This is a genomic window from Pseudarthrobacter sp. MM222, assembly GCF_947090775.1.
Classification (GTDB): Bacteria; Actinomycetota; Actinomycetes; order Actinomycetales; family Micrococcaceae; genus Arthrobacter.
In genome coordinates this window covers 2,771,959-2,789,741 of the sequence record NZ_OX352321.1, presented here as the reverse complement: position 1 = coordinate 2,789,741, position 17,783 = coordinate 2,771,959, and the positions used below count along the sequence as shown (strand labels likewise).

Below are 17,783 nucleotides of genomic sequence, written 5' to 3'. Positions count from 1 at the left end.
TTGGGAAAGAACACATGGCCTTTGAAACCGAGCAGCAGACGTTAGACGAGAGGCGACGGCGGCCGCAGAAGGACCGGAAACGGCACACGGGCCGCAACGTCCTGCTGGGCTTCGTAGCGTTCTTCCTCGTCGCCGCCGCGGTGGCCGGCGTGTTCGCTTTCAACCTCGCCCAGAGCTTCGACTCCAAGGCGCAGAAGATCGACAACGCTTTCCCCGACGAATCGACCCGACCGGACAAGGTCGAGTCAGGTTCCGGACCGAGCGCCACCAATATGCTGCTGCTGGGAAGCGACAGCCGTGCGGCAGGAGTGGATGAAGCCGAAGCCGGCGTCCCGACCGACCAGCGGTCCGACACCATGATGTGGGTCCACATTCCCGCGGACCGGAAAAACATCTACATCATGTCCATTCTGCGCGACACCTGGGTCGATATCCCCGGGCGGGGCGAGTCCAAGATGAATTCCGCGATGGCCTTCGGCGGCATCCCCCTGACAGTTCAGACCCTGGAAAACATGTTCGACACCCGCCTGGACAACGTAGCCGTCATCGACTTCGAAGGATTCAAGGCCATGACTGACGCCCTGGGCGGCGTCGAAGTCAACGTTCCCGTAGCGTTCAATACCCGGCAGTTCTCATTCCCCGCCGGCAAGCAGGACCTTACAGGCGAGCAGGCGCTGGCGTTCGTGCGCGAACGCAAGGCATTCAGCGATGGTGACTACCAGCGGGTCAAGAACCAGCAGGTGTTCCTGAAGGCGATTTTGTCCCGGTTCCTGACCGCCGAGACCCTCACGAATCCGGCAACCCTCAGCAAGCTGGTTGACACGGTCTCACCGTACGTCAGCGTGGACTCGTCCCTGGACGCGGGAAAGGCCGCGGCCCTCGCCGTGGAACTCCGCGAGGTCAGGGCGTCCAATGTCACCAGCTTCACCCTGCCGACTCTGGGGATCGGGACCTCGGCCGACGGCCAGTCCATCGTCCTCCGGGATGACGCGGCGATCGCCGGAATCAAGGACGCCCTGAAAAACGGCACCCTCAGCACCTACCTGCAACAGTCCGGCGCGGCCTCGAAGCAATAAGGCCCCGGACGCCCGGTGGCGGAAGCTAACTGGTGGGCGGCAGGTTCTGCAACTCTTCCTGGCCCACACAGCCACGGTTCGACTTGATTTTTGCGGCTGAGGCGGCGAGATCCGCCAGCACCGTCGCCGAACTGATCTTGTCCGGGTCCAGCAGGATTTCGGTGGCGGGCTCGCGGCCGAAAGTGGTCAGGGTCCACACCGGGCTGCCTTCCTTGATGACCCAGTCGACGCCGTTCACGCTGACGCAACGGTCTGTGGTGGGTCCCGGGACGTTGACGCCGCAGCGCAGGATGACCAATGAAGGGTCCCCCCAGGCAGCCGTTCCCTGGCTGTTTGTCTTGCGCAGTTTGGCCTCGCCGATGGCGTCCGGCAAAGCGACCATCATGGGCGCGCAGGCCGCGTTGGCGCTGTCCTTCGCCGGCGTGACATCCACCACCGGCGCGCAGGCAGTAAGCGCCGCGCCGGAGACTGCACCAACCGCCAAAAGTCGTAGCAGGCGTGCGGAAACCGGGGTGTGGAACAGGTGCATTCCTCCAGCCTATCCCGGACACGCCGCGGTGCTTTGCGAAGGGCACTGTTGGGCGCTTAGGCGTCATCCAGTACCATGGGAGGATCGTGCATTCTGGGGCACTGCCGACAGCGAGGTCAGCTCTGGCCGGAATCTAGACACGGTTGGAACATCTCGCACAAGGGGGAGGCACTATCCATGACAGTTCGTAGCCGCATGGCGAATTCAGGGCGCGCCGGAATGCTGGCGCTGGCATTGGGATTGGCCCTCGCTGGACCTGTTAGCTCCGCCCACGCAACCGATTTCACGCTTCCTGAGGTGTTCACATTGGTGAGCCCCGAGCCGACACCGCCGGTTGATGGACCAGGTACGCCGCCCGTTGATGTTCCGGTCACCCCGCCGGTCGATGTTCCGGTCACGCCGCCGGTGGACCCGACCCCTGTGGACCCGACTCCCGTGGATCCGACACCGGTGGACCCTGCACCGGTCGAGCCAACAACGCCCGTGGACCCGGCTCCGCTCCCCACTGAGCCCGGCACCCCCGCTCCGCTGCCGCCCGCCCCGGAAGCTCCCGTTGCACCCGCCCCGGAAGCTCCCGCAGCCGTCGTGCCTCCGGTCGTCACCCCGAGCGTAATACCGGCGCCGCCGCGCGTAGTTGCTCCGGCCGCTGCGCCCGCCGGAATCGAAGAGACTGCCGCCGTGGCACCGGCGCCGGAGCCAACTCCAACACTGGAGCCGGCCCCCGCAGCGGTAGCCGCAGCGGCGGCACTGCCCCCCTCCATGATGAAGTCCGAAATCCAGGCAGCCGTGGCCGTTGCCACCGGCAGCCCGCTGGTGGTCCAGATGATCACGGTGCTGATCCTGCTGGGTGCCGGCGTGCTCTACTTCCGGTTCCTAGCCGGCAGAGCCCCCGTCATTGCCGCCAAGGGCAGCAAGTAGTCGATGCGAATGCACCAAGACGCAGGGAAAGAACAGGTCGGCGTCAGGATACCCGTTGATGCCCGCTTGCGGATCACACTTTTGACCCACTCGTATTGGCCTGAGCAGAGCCCGCCCCAGCGCCGTTGGACTGCCATGATCAAGGAATTTTCGCACGCAGGCTGGGAGATCGACGTCGTAACGCCAGTCGCGCATTATCCCTTCGGTCGGCGGGCGCTCCCGCGCCGAATGGCAGGACGGCCGTTTCAACTGCAGAAGGGGCAATTCACCGAGAAGATTCTCCGGGTCCCATACCTTCGCCACGGCAACTCGCGCGCTGCCCGCCTGGTGGACCAATGCTTTTCGGCGTTGCTCTCCGTCCCGGCGGGAATGCTTCTGCGCAAGCCCGACGTCGTCATTGTCACGGCACCGGGTCTGCCCTCCCTCGCAGCCGGTTACGTCCTCGCCACGCTGCGCAAAGTCCCGCTGATCGTCGAAATGCGCGACGCCTGGCCGGACCTCGCCCGCGACGCCCGCCTGGTCCAGGGGAGTGTCAAGAGCGTCGTGGAGCACGTCGTCGAGTTTGTGCAGCAGCGGGCGGACCTGGTCGTCACCGTGACCGAAGGATTTGCCGAAACCCTTCGCGCCCGCGGGGTCCGGAATGTGGCGACCGTCAGCAACGGGTTGCATCTGGACGCCATCCCGGTGCTGGACGCCCCCGATATGGAGCGCCCGGTCTTCGAGGCCCTTTACCTCGGAAACCACGGTGAGAGCCAGCGACTTGATGTTGCCATCCGCGCCAGCGCCCTCGTGGGTGACTCGATGCACCTGCACATGGTGGGCCACGGAACCCAAAGGCCCGCCCTGGAAAAGCTCGCGCGCGAATTGAAAGCTCCAGTGACCTTCCACGCCCCGCTTCACGGCGAGGCCATGATGGAGCGCTACGCCTCCGCGGACACCTGCATTGTTTCGTTGCGTGACGACTGGAAATCCTTCGAGACCACCGTTCCCTCCAAAACCTATGAGGTCCTGGCCGTGGGCCGTCACGTGACAGCCATGGTGCGCGGAGAAGCGGCACGGATCGTCACCGACGCCGAGGCCGGGGATATCGTGCCCAGCGACCCGGAGGCAATGGCCGCCCTTTGGCGCGAACTTGCCGCAGACCGGGGACGCCTCGTCCGCAATGGCGACAGCCGCCAGTGGGTCAAAGCGAACGCTGAATATGAGCAGTTGGCCGGCCGTTACATGGACCTCATTGCAGATCTTCTCGGCAAGGCACCCGTCAGTTCACAATGATCCAGGTTCTCAAAAATTTGCGGCTCGCCGCACACACGGTAGGGCAACACCTCACGGACGATCCGATGGTGTTGTTCCTTCAGCTCTCCCGCCGGCTCCCGGCCTCGCTGGTTCGTCCCCTTGCCCGGCTCGCCGGCACAGTGGCACGCCAAGACTCGACGGCGGTACCCGTACTGCTCGCGTCGCTCATCCGCGGAGACGACGACGACGTCCTCCGCCGCCTTCGCCTCGCCGCTGACCGGAACGTCGTGGGGGAGAAGGCCAGCAAGCTGGCGGACATCGCGCTGGTAGCCAACCGGCTGGAAATGTCCGATGCCTTTCTGTCCGCGGCCGGCAACTCGGCCGGGCTCAAGTCTGCGCGGGCCCGCAGGCTGTGGCACGACGGGCACCTGACGGGCGCCGTTGCGGTTCTCGACGGGGCCGGCCCGGCGGGACGGCGGCAGCGATCCCGGCTGGCCGGCGAGGCCGCATTGTTCACGGGCACGGCTCCTTCCCTGAGCCGGTGGGAATTCACCCCGGTTCCCGGACGCGTGCTGCACCTGTTGACCAACTCTCTGCCCCACACGGCGAGTGGCTATGCCCAGCGGTCCCACTCCATTATGGCCGCCCAGCAGGATGCAGGCTGGGAAGTGCTGGCAGTCACCCGGCTCGCGTACCCCGTGCAGGTAGGTAAGCTCCTCGCCCGGGCCAGCGACGTCGTAGACGGGGTCCACTACCGGCGGCTCCTTCCGTCGCGGCTGGCACCGACAATGGATGCGCGCCTGCAGCAGCAGGCCGAGGAATTACTGAAGGTGGCGCTTGAATTCAAGCCAAGCGTCCTGCACACCACCACGCACTTCGTCAACGGACTGGTGGTCCGGGTGGTGGCCGAGGCCCTGGGAATTCCGTGGGTGTACGAAGTCCGCGGACAATTGGCGGACACCTGGGCAGCCACCCGGGGACCCGAGGCCCGGGACAGCGAAAAGTACAGGCTGTTCCAGGAACGCGAAACCGAGGTCATGCGCGACGCGGACCTGGTGGTGACGCTGGGAGATGCCATGAAAGCCAACATCGTCGCGGCGGGCATCGATCCCCGGAAAATCCTCATTGCCCCGAACGCCGTCGGCGGTGCCTTCCTTGAGGAGCCGCAGGATACCGGCAGCGCGCGCCGTAAGCTCGGCCTGGCGGAAGCCGGCCTCTACATCGGCACCGTCAGCAGCCTCGTCGGGTACGAAGGGCTGGACGACCTTGTTCGCGCCTTCGCGATCCTCGCGCCCAAATTTCCGGACCTGCGCCTGCTGATCGTCGGGGACGGCGTGGCCGGGCCCGCACTTCGGGAGCAGGTCCGTGAGCTGGGACTGGCCGGGAAGGCCGTTTTCACCGGACGGGTGCCGCGTGATCTGACCCCGCTGTATCACCAGGCGCTGGACGTCTTTGTTGTTCCGCGGAAGGACCTGGACGTGACCCGGGCGGTGACCCCGCTCAAACCTGTCGAGGCTCTCGCGAGTGCCCGGCCGGTGGTTGGAAGCGACCTGCCCGCGCTTCGGGAGATAATAGACGACGGCGGCAACGGGCTTCTGGCTCCTGCCGACTCGCCACATGAACTTGCAGAGATGATCTCGGCGCTGCTCTCCGATCGGGGCCGCCGGGCATCGATGGGGCACGCCGGCCGTGCCGCAGTTCTGGCTGAGAGGACGTGGGCGGCCAACGCCCGCGCCCTGGCCACGCGTTACGCTGGGCTGCACCACGAAAATGAGGAGAACGAGTAGTGTCCGCAGATAGTGCGATAGACCCGGAGCCGGTGGCCGTCCAGCCCCTCTCCGTGGATATGCGGCGGCTGACCCGTGTCGGTTCGCGGCCTAGTTTCCTGGATTATCTCGTGCAGCTTTGGGATTTCCGGCAGTTCATTTTCTATGACGCCCGTGCCCGTGTTCAGAGCGGTACGCGCCGCGACCGCCTCGGCAGTGCCTGGTTGCTTCTCAATCCCATCTTCAATGGGCTGACCTACTACCTGATCTTCGGACTGCTGCTCAATACCAGCCGGGGTATCGAGAATTTCGTGGGTTACCTCGTGGTGGGAATCTTTGTGTTCCAGTTCAGCTCTGGTGCCATCACGTCCGGTGCGCGCTCCATCCGGAACAACAAGTCCGTGGTGCAAGCGTTCAACTTCCCGCGTGCCGCGCTACCCATCGGCGCGAACGTGAGGGAGCTGCTGGCCGCGGTGCCACTCATGCTGGCAATGCTGCTGATTGTGGTGGTTCTGCCGCCCGCCGAGGAAATCACCTGGCTTTGGATCCTGGTGGTGCCAGCCATCATGCTGCAGTTCCTGTTCAACCTTGGCGTGGGCCTCATCCTGGCCCGGATCATCTCCCGGGTCCATGACGTCACGCATCTGCTTCCTTTTGTCCTTCGCGCTTGGATGTACGGATCGGCAATCTTCTACACCTACGACCGCTTCGTCACTCATCCCGAGGTGCTGGCCGCCATCAAGCTTAATCCCTTGTTCAACGTGATCGACATCGTCCGGGACTGTGTCCTCTATGCCAGGGTGCCGCAGTGGCAGTCGTGGGCAATTCTTGCCGCCTGGGCTCTGGGCGCGCTTGCCATCGGCCTGGTCTATTTCTGGAAAGGGGAGGAGTCCTATGGACGCGGGTGAGCGGGAAATCTTTATCGAGGGACATCCCTGCGTGGTGGTCGACGCCGTCGAGATGCGGTACCGCGTGGCATCCAGTGCTGCAGTGGAAGTTGAAGCAAAACGGACTAAGCGCCGCTTCCTGCGCCGGGCAGCCGGCAAGCCGAACATGGTCATCGTGCAAGCCCTGAATAAGCTGTCACTCGTGGTTGAACGCGGCGAGTCCGTGGGCATCATTGGCAGGAACGGCTCCGGGAAGAGCACGCTGATGAAGATCATCAGCGGCCAGTCCAAACCATCAGGCGGAGCCGTGTACGCCTCCAGCACCCCCATCATGCTCGGCGTTAATGCCGCCCTGGTGCAGGACCTTTCCGGCGACCAGAACGTGATCCTCGGCTGCCTCGCCATGGGCATGAGCCGGGACGAGGTGGACGAAAAGTTCAACAGCATTGTAGAGCTGTCCGGGCTCGAAAAATCCATCCACCTGCCGATGAAGTCCTACTCGTCCGGCATGGCATCCCGCCTCCGCTTTGCCATCGCCGCAAGCGTCGATCCAGAAATTCTGCTGGTGGATGAGGCCCTCAACACCGGAGACGCCCAGTTTGCGGACCGCAGCAAGCTGCGGATGGATGAGCTTCGCGAACAAGCCGGCTGTGTCTTCCTGGTCAGCCACAGCCTGGACACGATCAAAGATATGTGCACCCGGGTAATCTGGCTGGACAAAGGCGACCTGATCATGGACGGCGAGCCGGACGAAGCCATCAAGGCCTACCAGGACTTCACCCGTCACCTCTCCAAAGGCAACAACATTTCAGCAACCAAAATCCTCGACGACGCCAAAGCCAACCTCGTGGCCACTGAGGTCCGTGGGCGGTCATCACGCCGGAGCCGAGGCTGATGCCGGTCCTGCGGGACATCAGGACGGGACTGTGGCACCTTCGCAATGGCGGACCCGCCCAATTCAGCACCTGGCGTTCGCGCCGCCGGACAGAGCTGGGCTTCGCCGCACCGCGCAACGTTCAGGGTGTTGAAGCCGACTGGACCGGACGGGGGCGCAAGAAGCGCCTCTCGCTGGCGCCGGCCGATCTGGCGTTGCCGCAACCGTCCGGCAGCGACGTGCGGGCCGCGGTGATCCTGGACGACTTCTCCGCGCTGGCTTTCGGCTACGAATGGACCACGAGCCCTGTCCACCCCCACACCTGGCGCAGCGATCTCGCAGCCGGAGAACTCGACCTGCTGTTCGTCGAGTCCGCCTGGGCCGGAAACGGCGGCCTGTGGCGCGGCAAGCTGACAGGTCCGAACGGACCCAGCGACGAGTTCCGGGAGCTCCTCGAATGGTGCCGGGAACAAGGGATCCCTACGGTTTTCTGGAACAAGGAAGACCCGCCACACTATGACGACTTCCTGCCGGCGGCCCGCCTCTTTGACCAGGTCTTCACCTCGGATTCCGGCCGCATCCCTCAGTACAGAGTGGATCTGGGGCACGAACGGATAGCTGTTCTTCCGTTCGCGGCCCAGCCTGCCGTCCACAACCCGGTGCGCCCCGCCCACGGCCGGCACAGCAGGGACGTCGCGTTTGCGGGGATGTACTTCGCCCACAAGTACCCCGAACGCCGCGCCCAGATGGACTACCTCCTCGGCGGCGCGCTCGATGCCTCCGCCAGGATGGAAACAGGGCTGGAGATCTTTTCCCGCCAGCTTGGCGGCAACGCCGAATACCAGTTCCCCGCTCCGCTGGACACGCGGGTGGTCGGGTCGCTGACCTATGCCCAGACGCTTTCCGCCTACAAGGCGTACAAGGTGTTCCTCAACGTCAATTCCGTCGTCGATTCACCGAGCATGTGCGCCCGCCGGATCTTTGAAATCTCGGCGTCGGGGACACCGGTTGTCACTGCGCCCAGCGAGGCGATGGGGAAGTTTTTCTCCGCGGCTGCAGTGCCGGTGGCTGCCACCCGCAAGGAAGCCGAGCACCTCACCCGGGCCCTGGTTTCCAACCCCGAACTCAACGACCGCACGGCGCACCTGGCCCAGCGCACCATCTGGACGACCCACACCTATGCTCACCGGGCCGACACCGTGCTGCAGCACGCGTTGCCGGGACGTGGCTCCGGCGTGACGCGGCCTACCATCTCGGTGCTGCTGCCCACCATCAGGCCCCAGAACCTCGAAAGCGTATTCCGGACCTTGGCAGAACAACGCGGAGTGGAGCCTGAACTGGTGCTGCTCACGCACGGATTCCAGCTTCCGGCGGAACGCCTGGCCGGACTTTGCGAGGAGTACGGACTCCGGAACGTCATGCTCCTCGAGGCGCCCCGGGACGTCTCTCTGGGGGAGTGCCTGAACAGGTGCGTGGCCGCTGCCAGCGGGCAGGTCCTCACCAAAATGGACGATGACGACCACTACGGGCCGCACTACCTGAGCGACCAGCTCCATGCCCTGTCCTATTCAGGCGCCGACATCGTGGGGAAGCAGGCCCATTACATGCACCTTGAGACGTCGAATGCGGCCATCCTGCGGTTCGCGGCCCGGGAACACCGGTATTCCGACTTCGTGATGGGGCCGACGATCATGGCCCGCAGGGACGTGTTCACCGACCACCCCTTCGCCAACGTTACGGTCGGTGAGGACACCGGGTTTCTGCGGGCAGCCCATGAGGCCGGTAAGATCATCTACTCGGCGGACCGCTTCAACTACTTCCAGGTCCGCACCGGTGATGGACACACCTGGCAGGTCGAGGATGCGGAATTGCTTGCCTCCGGAGACCTCAAATTCTATGGAAAGTTAAATGAACATGTTGACATCTAGGGCTGCCGAGACTGAGGCTTCGATCAAAACGGTCGCCGTCGTCGGACTCGGTTACATCGGACTGCCCACGGCGGCCATCCTCGCGACCAACGGGCTCGAGGTCATCGGCGTCGACCTCAATCCAAAGACGGTGGAAGCCATCAACAACGGCGATGTGCCGTTCGTGGAACCCGACCTGGGCATCCACGTCGCGGGGGCGGTCAGCCAGGGGAGGCTTCGGGCTCAGCTCGAAACCCCCAGCGCGGACGCCTACATCGTCGCCGTTCCGACGCCGTTCAAGGCCGACAAGTCAGCCGACATGTCATATATCGCTGCCGCGGCCCGGGCCATCGCCCCGCAGCTCAGCGGCGGTGAACTGTTGATCCTGGAATCGACGTCCCCGCCCGGAAGCACCCGCCGGCTTGCAGAGCTGATTCTGGGAATGCGCCCGGACCTCAGCCTTGATGGCCAGGACGGAAAGCCGGTACTGCTCGTGGCACACTGCCCCGAACGGGTACTGCCCGGCCGGATCATGATTGAACTTGTCACCAACGACCGGGTGGTAGGCGGCCTTACCACCGAGGCCGCCGAGGCCGCGGCTGCGCTTTACGCGGTTTTCTGCCAAGGCGAGATCCACCTGACAGACGCGGCAACCGCGGAGATGTCCAAACTGGTTGAGAACGCTTACCGCGACGTTAACATTGCCTTTGCGAACGAACTGTCGGTCATCAGCGACAGCCTGGACATTGATGTCTGGGAGCTTATCCGCCTGGCGAATCACCACCCCCGCGTCAACATCCTCCAGCCCGGCCCGGGAGTCGGCGGCCACTGCATCGCCGTCGACCCGTGGTTCATCGTGGCGGCGGATCCCGAAAACTCTGCCCTGATCCGGACGGCCCGCGAGGTCAACGACGGTAAGCCTGGTTACGTTGTTGACCAGATCCGGAAAGCCGTCAGCGACATCGACCGCCCTGTTATCGCCTGCCTCGGCCTTGCCTTCAAGGCCAACATCGACGACGTCCGCGAGTCCCCGGCCATGGAAATTGTCCGACGCGTCGCCACGCTGCATCCGGATGCCGACATCCGCGTCGCAGCACCGCACAAAAACAAGCTGCCCCAGGAACTCGCTGCTATCCCCAATATCCGGCTCGAGGAAACGGATGCTGCGATCGAGGCCGCCCAGGTGGTGGTGCTCCTGGTCGATCACGACAAGTTCCGTGAGATCGAGCCCGCCAGCCTGGAGGGCAAGCGGCTCATCGACACCCGAGGCTTCTGGCGCTGAGCGCGGCATCCCTGGACTTCGTTCCGGCGGTATGCAGAACATTGATACTCGGCAAGAAAGGCCTCGCGTAATTATGGACTTGACTGGCGCTGGAAGGTCCCGCTGGGGGCTGGCTCGCCGGCTCAAAAGTCTCGCTTACCGCGTCGGCAGCGGGATGCATCCGGCCGACAAGTTCCGACTGCAGCGCTTCGTTGTCGGCCGTCCGCAGAACCTGGGGCGACTGTCCGTGATCGTGCCTGCATTCAACGTCGAGCCCTACCTGGCTGACTGTCTTGCCAGCATCGTGTCCCAGAGCTACCCGTACCTGGAAATCATCGTTGTTGATGACGGTTCTTCCGATGGTTCGCGTGCAATCGTGGAGGACTTCGCCCGCCGCGACCGTAGAATCCGCATCCTCGCCGTCCCGCACGGCGGCAACGGCAGGGCACGCAATGCAGGCCTCGAACAAGCAACGGGCAAGTACATCGTGTTCGCGGATTCTGATGACATTGTGGCCGCCGACGCTTACCGGATCATGATCACGAAGCTGCACGAGACCTTCTCCGAATTCGTGGTCGGGGCGTCGGACCGGCTGGTGGGGCGCAAGAGAACCGGTGTGCGGATGATGGAGAAGCTCCATGCAGTCCCAAGGACCGGAATCGGCCTCACCGATTACCCTGAAATCATTTCGGATGTCTTCCTTTGGAACAAAATGTTCCGCAAGGATTTCTGGGATTCTGCGGTCGCGACCATACCCGAGGATGTCCTCTACGAGGATCAGGAGACCACGGCTCGGGCCTACGCAAGGGCCAATGCGTTCGACATCATTCCCGACGTTGTTTATAGCTGGCGTTTGCGCCAGGACGGCACCTCCATTACCCAGGGCAAGCACTCGATCCGCGACCTGGCGGACCGATTAGATGTTGTGAACTCGGTCAGCCAGCTGCTGCTGGCGGAGCGTGGGCCCGACGTGCTGATGCCGTGGTTCACGAGAGTCCTCGGCTCGGACCTCGTGCCGTACTTCGAGCAGGTGCCCTACGCGGATGGGGACTACTGGCACACCCTCCATGTCGGCCTGTCTCAAATCCTTGCCTCGGTGCAGAGCGTGGGCATGGAATTTGCCGCCGCCGTGATCAAGAACATTGGTCCGCACGAGCAGATTTTAGGTAGCTTGACGGCATTAGGAGCTCGTGCGGACCTCGAACATGCACTCATCCATCGCTCCGAAAACGGCACAGGATTTGAAACCCGGATACGGGACAACCGATTGATGGCTCGGCTTGAATATTTGGATCAGCTGAGCACGCCGTATCCGGATGAACTCTTGGAATTCCCCGCGTCAGCACTGACGCCTGTTTCCGACGTGAGCAGCCGGGGATGGTCTGACCGCAGTGCCCTGATGGTCAGCGGCCACTTCTACTTGCCCGGACTTGACTCTGCAATCTATCCCGGGAAAATCACTGTCCAGATAAAGGACGATGCAGGGAACCTCCGGAATGTCGACGTGGAACGTTGTGAGGATCCCCGGATAGATATGCTCAGCAACGATCCCTATGCCCGCCATTCCGCCGCCGCTTTCACCTGCAGCATCGAAGCTGACCTCCTCCCGGTCCGACGAACGACAACGGTTGAACTGGCAGTCCAGCTAGCCGTGGCCCAAGAAATTTATGAACACAGCCATGTTCTAAGCCTTCCTTCCAAGGGTTCCAGCGCCGTCCTAGCCGGCTCTGCAACCCCACGCCCCGTGGTTACGGATGTCGCATTCGATGAGCTCCGAGGGCAGTTCAGCATCAGTCTGAGGATCCCGCCGGCAATACCGTCAAGGGCGCAGGCACTGGACCTGGCTTTGGTCACGGCAAGAAACATTGTCCGCCCGATCTCGATCGACGAGAATGGCCCGGACTCCCGGATCTTTACCTTCTCCCTGAAGCAGGTCACCTGGGGCAAGGTGGCCGCTGCGCCATTTCCCGGTGCCTATACGCTCCGCTATGCCGACGGTGGCGAAGCCATCAGCCAATCGTCGCTGCCGGTCAAGGTCGACGATTCGCTTGCCAGCCAACTTCCCCTGGAACAGGGATTCCCCTCTGCAACAGTTACGGTGTTTCGGGCCCAGTCCGGAGCTGGCGCCGTTGGAATTGCACCTCCGCTGGAAAGCGGGGAGCGGGGTAAGTACAACCAGCGTCGGCTCCGAAATGAATATGTGCGGGCGGCGGGTTTCCATGCCCTTACTGAAGGCGTCTTGTTTGAAAGTTTCTCAGGCAAGACCTGCACTGACAGTCCGCGCGCCCTCTCAGACGCCCTGCACGAAAAGTCCCCGGAAGTGCCGATCTACTGGTCCATAAATGACTTTTCGGTCGAATATCCGACGTATGCCGTCCCCGTCCTTCGAGGCTCGCGGGAATGGTTCGCCAGGCTGAAGACCTCTGGGACAGTGGTCAACAACAACAATTTCCCGTTCTACTTCAAAAAATCCGAAGGACAACGATACGTCCAGACATGGCATGGAACGCCGCTGAAGAAACTAGCGCGGCACGCCCCCAACCGTCATCTCTCTGCGTCGTACCGGCGGACCATGGAACGGGAAGGGCAGATGTGGGACGTTCTTCTCGCCCAGAACGATTTCGCGTCAAAGATCCTACCTGAGGCGTTCGGCTACAACGGGAATGTTTTGACCGCAGGTTATCCGCGTAATGACGTCTTGGTTCGCCCGGGCAGGGAGAACACAGCAGAGCGGCTTCGACAAACGCTGGGGATAACTCAAGACAAGACTGTTGTCTTGTACGCCCCAACGTGGCGTGATGATGCCCGGGACGGATCACAGCGGCATCGCCTAGTGAGCCATTTGGACTTCTCGAGGGCGGGACGGAATCTCGGATCAAATTATGTTTTCCTGATTCGCGGGCACCACAACGTGGCCGGCGCCTCGTCCACGCAAGTTGGTGCGAACGTGATTGATGTCTCCCTGTATCCGGAAATCAACGATCTTATTTTGGTGTCGGACCTCCTGGTGACCGACTACTCCTCGATATCTTTCGATTACTGCGTCACGGGCAAGCCCATGTTCTTCCTCGTTCCCGATTTGAACCAGTACCGGGACGAGACCCGGGGTCTTTATCTGGACTGGGAAGCGATAGCCCCAGGACCGCTTTGCGCGGACACCGACCAGCTCTGTGCCGCGATATTGGCCGCCGGGGATGGATCGAGCGAAGAATCCTATCGACGATTCAAAGCGAACTACGCGGCACTGGACGACGGCGCGGCAACGGACAGGGTCCTAGCAACAATCTGGCCCTCGGCAGCAGCCCCAAGCCAATGGGACTGATCCGGGGCTCGTCTCGGCTGCTTGTCAAACCGGCCGGCGCGATCCCAAAGTCTGCATTTCCGGCACCGTAAACTTAGGCATGGACAGGGCCGACAGTGTGCCTGCTCGGCGGTTCGACAACATGGAGGAAATTGATGATTGGTTGGCAATTCGGTTATTGGGGCGGTCGCGAGTTCGAGAAACGCGGCAACTGGAAGATGGCTGCCTCCGTCTATCAGCGGCTGTGGGATCAGGGGGGGACCGGTAATGCCCGGGTTGCATACAAACTCGGCCACGCCTACTTCCGTCTGGAGGACCTCGCGCGCGCCAAGCAGTACATTTCGGCAGCGGTCGCGCTAAACCCGAAGGTCGCCAGTTGGCACTACCGTCTCGGGTTCATCAACGAGCGCGAGCGGATGTGGGCCGAAGCGCTGGAGTCATACACGCACGCCACCAATCTCGAACCCCAACGCGCCGAATGGTTCTACCGGAAGGCCCAGTGCGAACAGGCCTTGGGCGAAAAGTTGAGCGCACAGGAGTCGCTGCGCACTGCTGTGCGTCTGGACCCGAGTCAAGCGAAGTTCCACAAGGCACTGGGAAAGCAACTGGGGCAAGGCGCGGCCCGCTGGCAAGAAGTCGAGGCACTGGAGGATGGACTTGCCCTCCACCAGGACGATGCAGACTGGCTGGTGAAGCTCGCCCGCGCCTACTTTGAAATGGAGCGCTTTTCGGAGGCGTCGGAGCTGTACGAGCGCGCAGTTCGGCTGCGGCCCAAAGATGCCAGGCTGCTGTTCGCTACGGGACTCGCCCATGCGGGAACAATTGCCCCTACCGCGGCACAAGGATGGTTTAGCCGCGCTGTGTCTGCTGATCGGGAGCTGGAGGCGGGGCGCTTCGGGCATGGCGTCTTCTTTGAGGCCTTGAGGGACTGGGACAGTGCTGCCGCCGCATATCTGGAACAGCTCAAGGACAAGCCACTGGATGCCGAGCTGCACTACCGGCACGGCTTTGCCAGCGATCGCTGCTATAAATGGGCTGAAGCCGTTTCCGCATATGAGGCTGCTGTGGCCCTGAAGCCGGGTGAAGCATATTGGCACTACCGGCTCGGTTTTGCCCAAGAGCGACTTCACCACTACCAGGAAGCCGCAGACGCGTATGCGGAAGCGCTGCGCGTGAGTGACTCGCAGAAACCCTACTGGCAATTTCGGTTGGCATATGTCCTTCACGAGATGGGCCGATACGGGGAAGCTGTTGAATCCTATGTCGCGGCAGCAAGACTGGCACCGGTGGATCAAATTTTTGAAGACTCCGGTGAAGCAAACAGGACCGATGTCCATGAGAGGCTCCTGGTTTCGGTCAGGCAGTTGGCCGGAACAATCAAGAGCAAGTTGGACGCCAAGTCGTATTTCGATGTCGGAACCGATGCTGAGAAGCTTGGGGACTGGCCGGCGGCAGCCCAGCTTTATAGCCAAGCCGTTCTGCGGAGCAACGATCACCGATCAGGATGGTACAACCGGCTGGGTTTTGCCCTGGCCAAGGCCGGAGCGCTAGAAGAGGCGTGCGATGCCTTTCGGCAGAGCCGGATCTTCGCACGTCCGTATGGCGTAAGCGAGCAGAGCTATTCAAAGTCGGCCGCTGTGAAGACGGTCATCGAATACGTTGAGTACTACGAGAGCCTGCCGCTCGTAGCGAACACCATTTTGTATGAAAGCAACTTGGGGACGTCTATCGACTGCAACCCCCTGTCCATGTACGAAACAATCGTCGACGATCCAAAGTACTCCGGGTACGTCCATATTTGGACTGTGGCAAACGGGGAAGTGACACTACCTGCCAGCCTCTTGGGCAGGGAGAACGTCCGGATCGTAGTGAAGCAGTCGGACCTGTACCTGAAATACCTCGCGACCGCCGAATACCTCATCAACAACTCGACCTTTCCTTCCTACTTCGTTCGGAAAGACGGGCAGTCTTACCTGAATACCTGGCACGGGACACCGTTGAAGAAGATGGGCACGGACGTCGAAGGCTCTGCCCTTGAACATGCCAATGTGACTCGAAACCTGCTTCAGGCCACGCATCTTCTCAGCCCGAACGAGCACACGACTGATGTGCTCACCCGTGCGTTTGGCGTGGACGGGATCTTCACCGGGCGCGTCGCACTCACCGGTTATCCTCGGATCGATAAAACGCTTAACTCTTCGGCGGCGCACCGTGAGTCCGTCCTTAACGTGCTGGGTATTGACCCCGAAGGACGCAAGCCTGTCGTGCTGTACGCGCCTACCTGGCGGGGCAGCATGAACGCAAAGGTACTGGACTCAGAGGCGATGGCTCAAGACATCGAAGCGTTGGCTTCGGCATCTGATTTTCACCTGTTGGTACGTGCCCACCACTACACCGAGGACCTATTGGTTGGGAGCGACAAGCCAATAGCGGTCGTTCCGCGGAGCCTGACTACTAACGATCTACTTTCCGTCGTTGACGTCCTCATAACGGACTACTCAAGCGTCGTGTTCGACTTCATGGCGACTGGCCGGCCTGTGGTGCTGTACGCCCCGGACCAGGACGAGTATGCGGCCGAGCGTGGGCTGTACTTCGATATGGAAGGCCTTCCAGGTCCCGTCTGCAGCACTGTCGACGAAGTTCTGGCAGGGGTGCGCAACGGATTGGCTGCAGAGCAAAGGCATCCGGCATATGCGGCGAACCAGGCACGCTTCACACCTGCGGAAGACGGTCTGGCGGCAGATCGGGCCGTAGCGTTTTACTTCGAAAACGACGCACAGCACGACGTGATTCTCCCCAAGAAGGAAAGCTCGCTGCTCTTCAGGCACGGAATGAACCCGAACGGGATGACTGCTTCCCTGCTCAATCTGCTGGAAGCGCTTGATACTGACCGGCATACCCTGACACTCCTCATCGACGCGGCCGGGGTGTCGGACGACCCCCAGCGGCTGGCTGCGTTCAAGTCGCTTCCGGAAAACGTTCGCACCGTGGGTCGGGTGGGGCGACAGATTGCCAGCGTGGAGGAGCGTTGGATAATGTCAGCCTTTAAACGCTCAAACACCTTTTCCACCGACGAGCAAAGGCAGATATATTTCAATGCCTTCAACCGGGAATTCCGGCGTCTCTTTGGGAAGTCCGCGTTCGATGCCCTAGTGGAGTTTGACGGCTATTCTCCCTTCATGGCTTCGATCCTCCTTGGCGGCCGTAGCGACGCGAATACTAGCGATATATTCCTGCACAACGATATGCTGGCCGAGAACCAGTCAAAGTACCCCTACCTGCGTGAGATGTTTGCGCTCTACCGCGAGTTTGATGGGGTCATATCGGTGTCGGAGGCCCTGAGTGAGGTCAATGCCTCAAAGTTGTCGGACAGCTTCGACATTCCAAAGGAGAAGTTTGACTTCACCCCGAACGTCATTCTTCCAGGTAAAATCCTCGCTAAAGCGTCCGAATCGATTGTGTCTCCTGTAATTGAATGGATGACAGGTCCGGGCAAGGTCTTCACCATCAGTGCGCGGCTATCTCCTGAAAAGGATCATGCCAAGTTATTGCGGGCATTCAAAAAGATCGTTAACGAATCTCCTGATACGCGACTCGTGATGATAGGTGACGGCGTTCTGGCAGGGGAGCTGCGGAGGTTGACCCGTGATCTCGGGCTCGAAGAATCCGTTTTCTTGGCCGGAATGCAGGAGAATCCGTTCGCGATCCTGCGTAAGAGTGACTGCTTCATCCTGTCGTCCAACCACGAGGGCCAACCCATGGTTTTGCTTGAGGCCATGGTTCTGGGTATGTCGATCGTTGCCACGGATATTGACGGCTCCCGGGGCGTCCTCGCAGGCCCGGACGGAGATCACGGACTGCTCGTACCGAACTCGGTAGATGGGCTTGTTGCAGGCATGCGCGCTTATCTGGCCGGGGAAGTCCCTCCCGCCACGTTTGATGCCGAACAGTACGTGGCTGCTGCCCTGGCGAAGTTTGAGAGGGTTGTTGGAGCGGAAGTCGCACTCGCCCGATAGGGCGATACGAGA

At 62.0% G+C, this 17,783-nt stretch carries 11 protein-coding genes; 10 read left to right on the top strand and 1 reads right to left on the bottom strand.

Going from position 1 to position 17,783, the window contains the following annotated elements:
* The first annotated feature begins 14 nt into the window (after positions 1–14).
* Positions 15–1,076 (top strand): LCP family protein, encoded by a 1,062-nt coding sequence (locus OM977_RS12690; protein WP_264354305.1) that lies wholly within the window; start codon positions 15–17, stop codon positions 1,074–1,076.
* 25 nt (positions 1,077–1,101) lie between these two features.
* Here the strand turns inward: OM977_RS12690 and OM977_RS12685 are convergent, their stop codons facing one another.
* A complete protein-coding gene (locus tag OM977_RS12685) occupies positions 1,102–1,605 on the bottom strand; it encodes a DUF3515 domain-containing protein (protein ID WP_264354304.1) in 504 nt (167 codons plus the stop codon).
* Between the two features lie 177 nt (positions 1,606–1,782).
* Between OM977_RS12685 and OM977_RS12680 the strand changes: the two genes are divergently transcribed.
* From OM977_RS12680 to OM977_RS12640, 9 genes are all read left to right on the top strand, one after another.
* Positions 1,783–2,523 (top strand): hypothetical protein, encoded by a 741-nt coding sequence (locus OM977_RS12680; RefSeq protein WP_264354303.1) that lies wholly within the window; start codon positions 1,783–1,785, stop codon positions 2,521–2,523.
* Positions 2,524–2,658: 135 nt separating this feature from the next.
* On the top strand, positions 2,659–3,798 hold the full coding sequence (locus tag OM977_RS12675) for a glycosyltransferase family 4 protein (protein WP_264354302.1): 1,140 nt from the start codon (positions 2,659–2,661) through the stop codon (positions 3,796–3,798).
* A 65-nt stretch (positions 3,799–3,863) separates the two neighbouring features.
* Complete coding sequence (locus OM977_RS12670) at positions 3,864–5,546, top strand: glycosyltransferase family 4 protein (protein WP_264354301.1); 1,683 nt, start codon at positions 3,864–3,866, stop codon at positions 5,544–5,546.
* Entirely contained in the window at positions 5,546–6,433 is an 888-nt protein-coding gene (locus OM977_RS12665; protein ID WP_264354300.1) for an ABC transporter permease, read from the top strand. Before OM977_RS12670 ends, OM977_RS12665 begins: the two co-directional genes overlap by 1 nt.
* A complete protein-coding gene (locus OM977_RS12660) occupies positions 6,420–7,307 on the top strand; it encodes an ABC transporter ATP-binding protein (RefSeq protein WP_264354299.1) in 888 nt (295 codons plus the stop codon). Before OM977_RS12665 ends, OM977_RS12660 begins: the two co-directional genes overlap by 14 nt.
* On the top strand, positions 7,307–9,214 hold the full coding sequence (locus tag OM977_RS12655) for a glycosyltransferase family protein (RefSeq protein ID WP_264354298.1): 1,908 nt from the start codon (positions 7,307–7,309) through the stop codon (positions 9,212–9,214). Before OM977_RS12660 ends, OM977_RS12655 begins: the two co-directional genes overlap by 1 nt.
* Entirely contained in the window at positions 9,195–10,475 is a 1,281-nt protein-coding gene (gene wecC, locus OM977_RS12650) for a UDP-N-acetyl-D-mannosamine dehydrogenase (protein ID WP_264354297.1), read from the top strand. The genes OM977_RS12655 and wecC overlap by 20 nt, the downstream gene beginning before the upstream one ends.
* Positions 10,476–10,548: 73 nt before the next feature.
* Positions 10,549–13,776 carry a bifunctional glycosyltransferase/CDP-glycerol:glycerophosphate glycerophosphotransferase gene (locus tag OM977_RS12645; RefSeq protein WP_264354296.1) on the top strand — a complete coding sequence of 1,076 codons (3,228 nt, stop codon included), beginning with the start codon at positions 10,549–10,551 and terminating at the stop codon, positions 13,774–13,776.
* A gap of 134 nt (positions 13,777–13,910) precedes the next feature.
* Positions 13,911–17,771 (top strand): CDP-glycerol glycerophosphotransferase family protein, encoded by a 3,861-nt coding sequence (locus tag OM977_RS12640; RefSeq protein ID WP_264354295.1) that lies wholly within the window; start codon positions 13,911–13,913, stop codon positions 17,769–17,771.
* Positions 17,772–17,783: the final 12 nt, after the last annotated feature.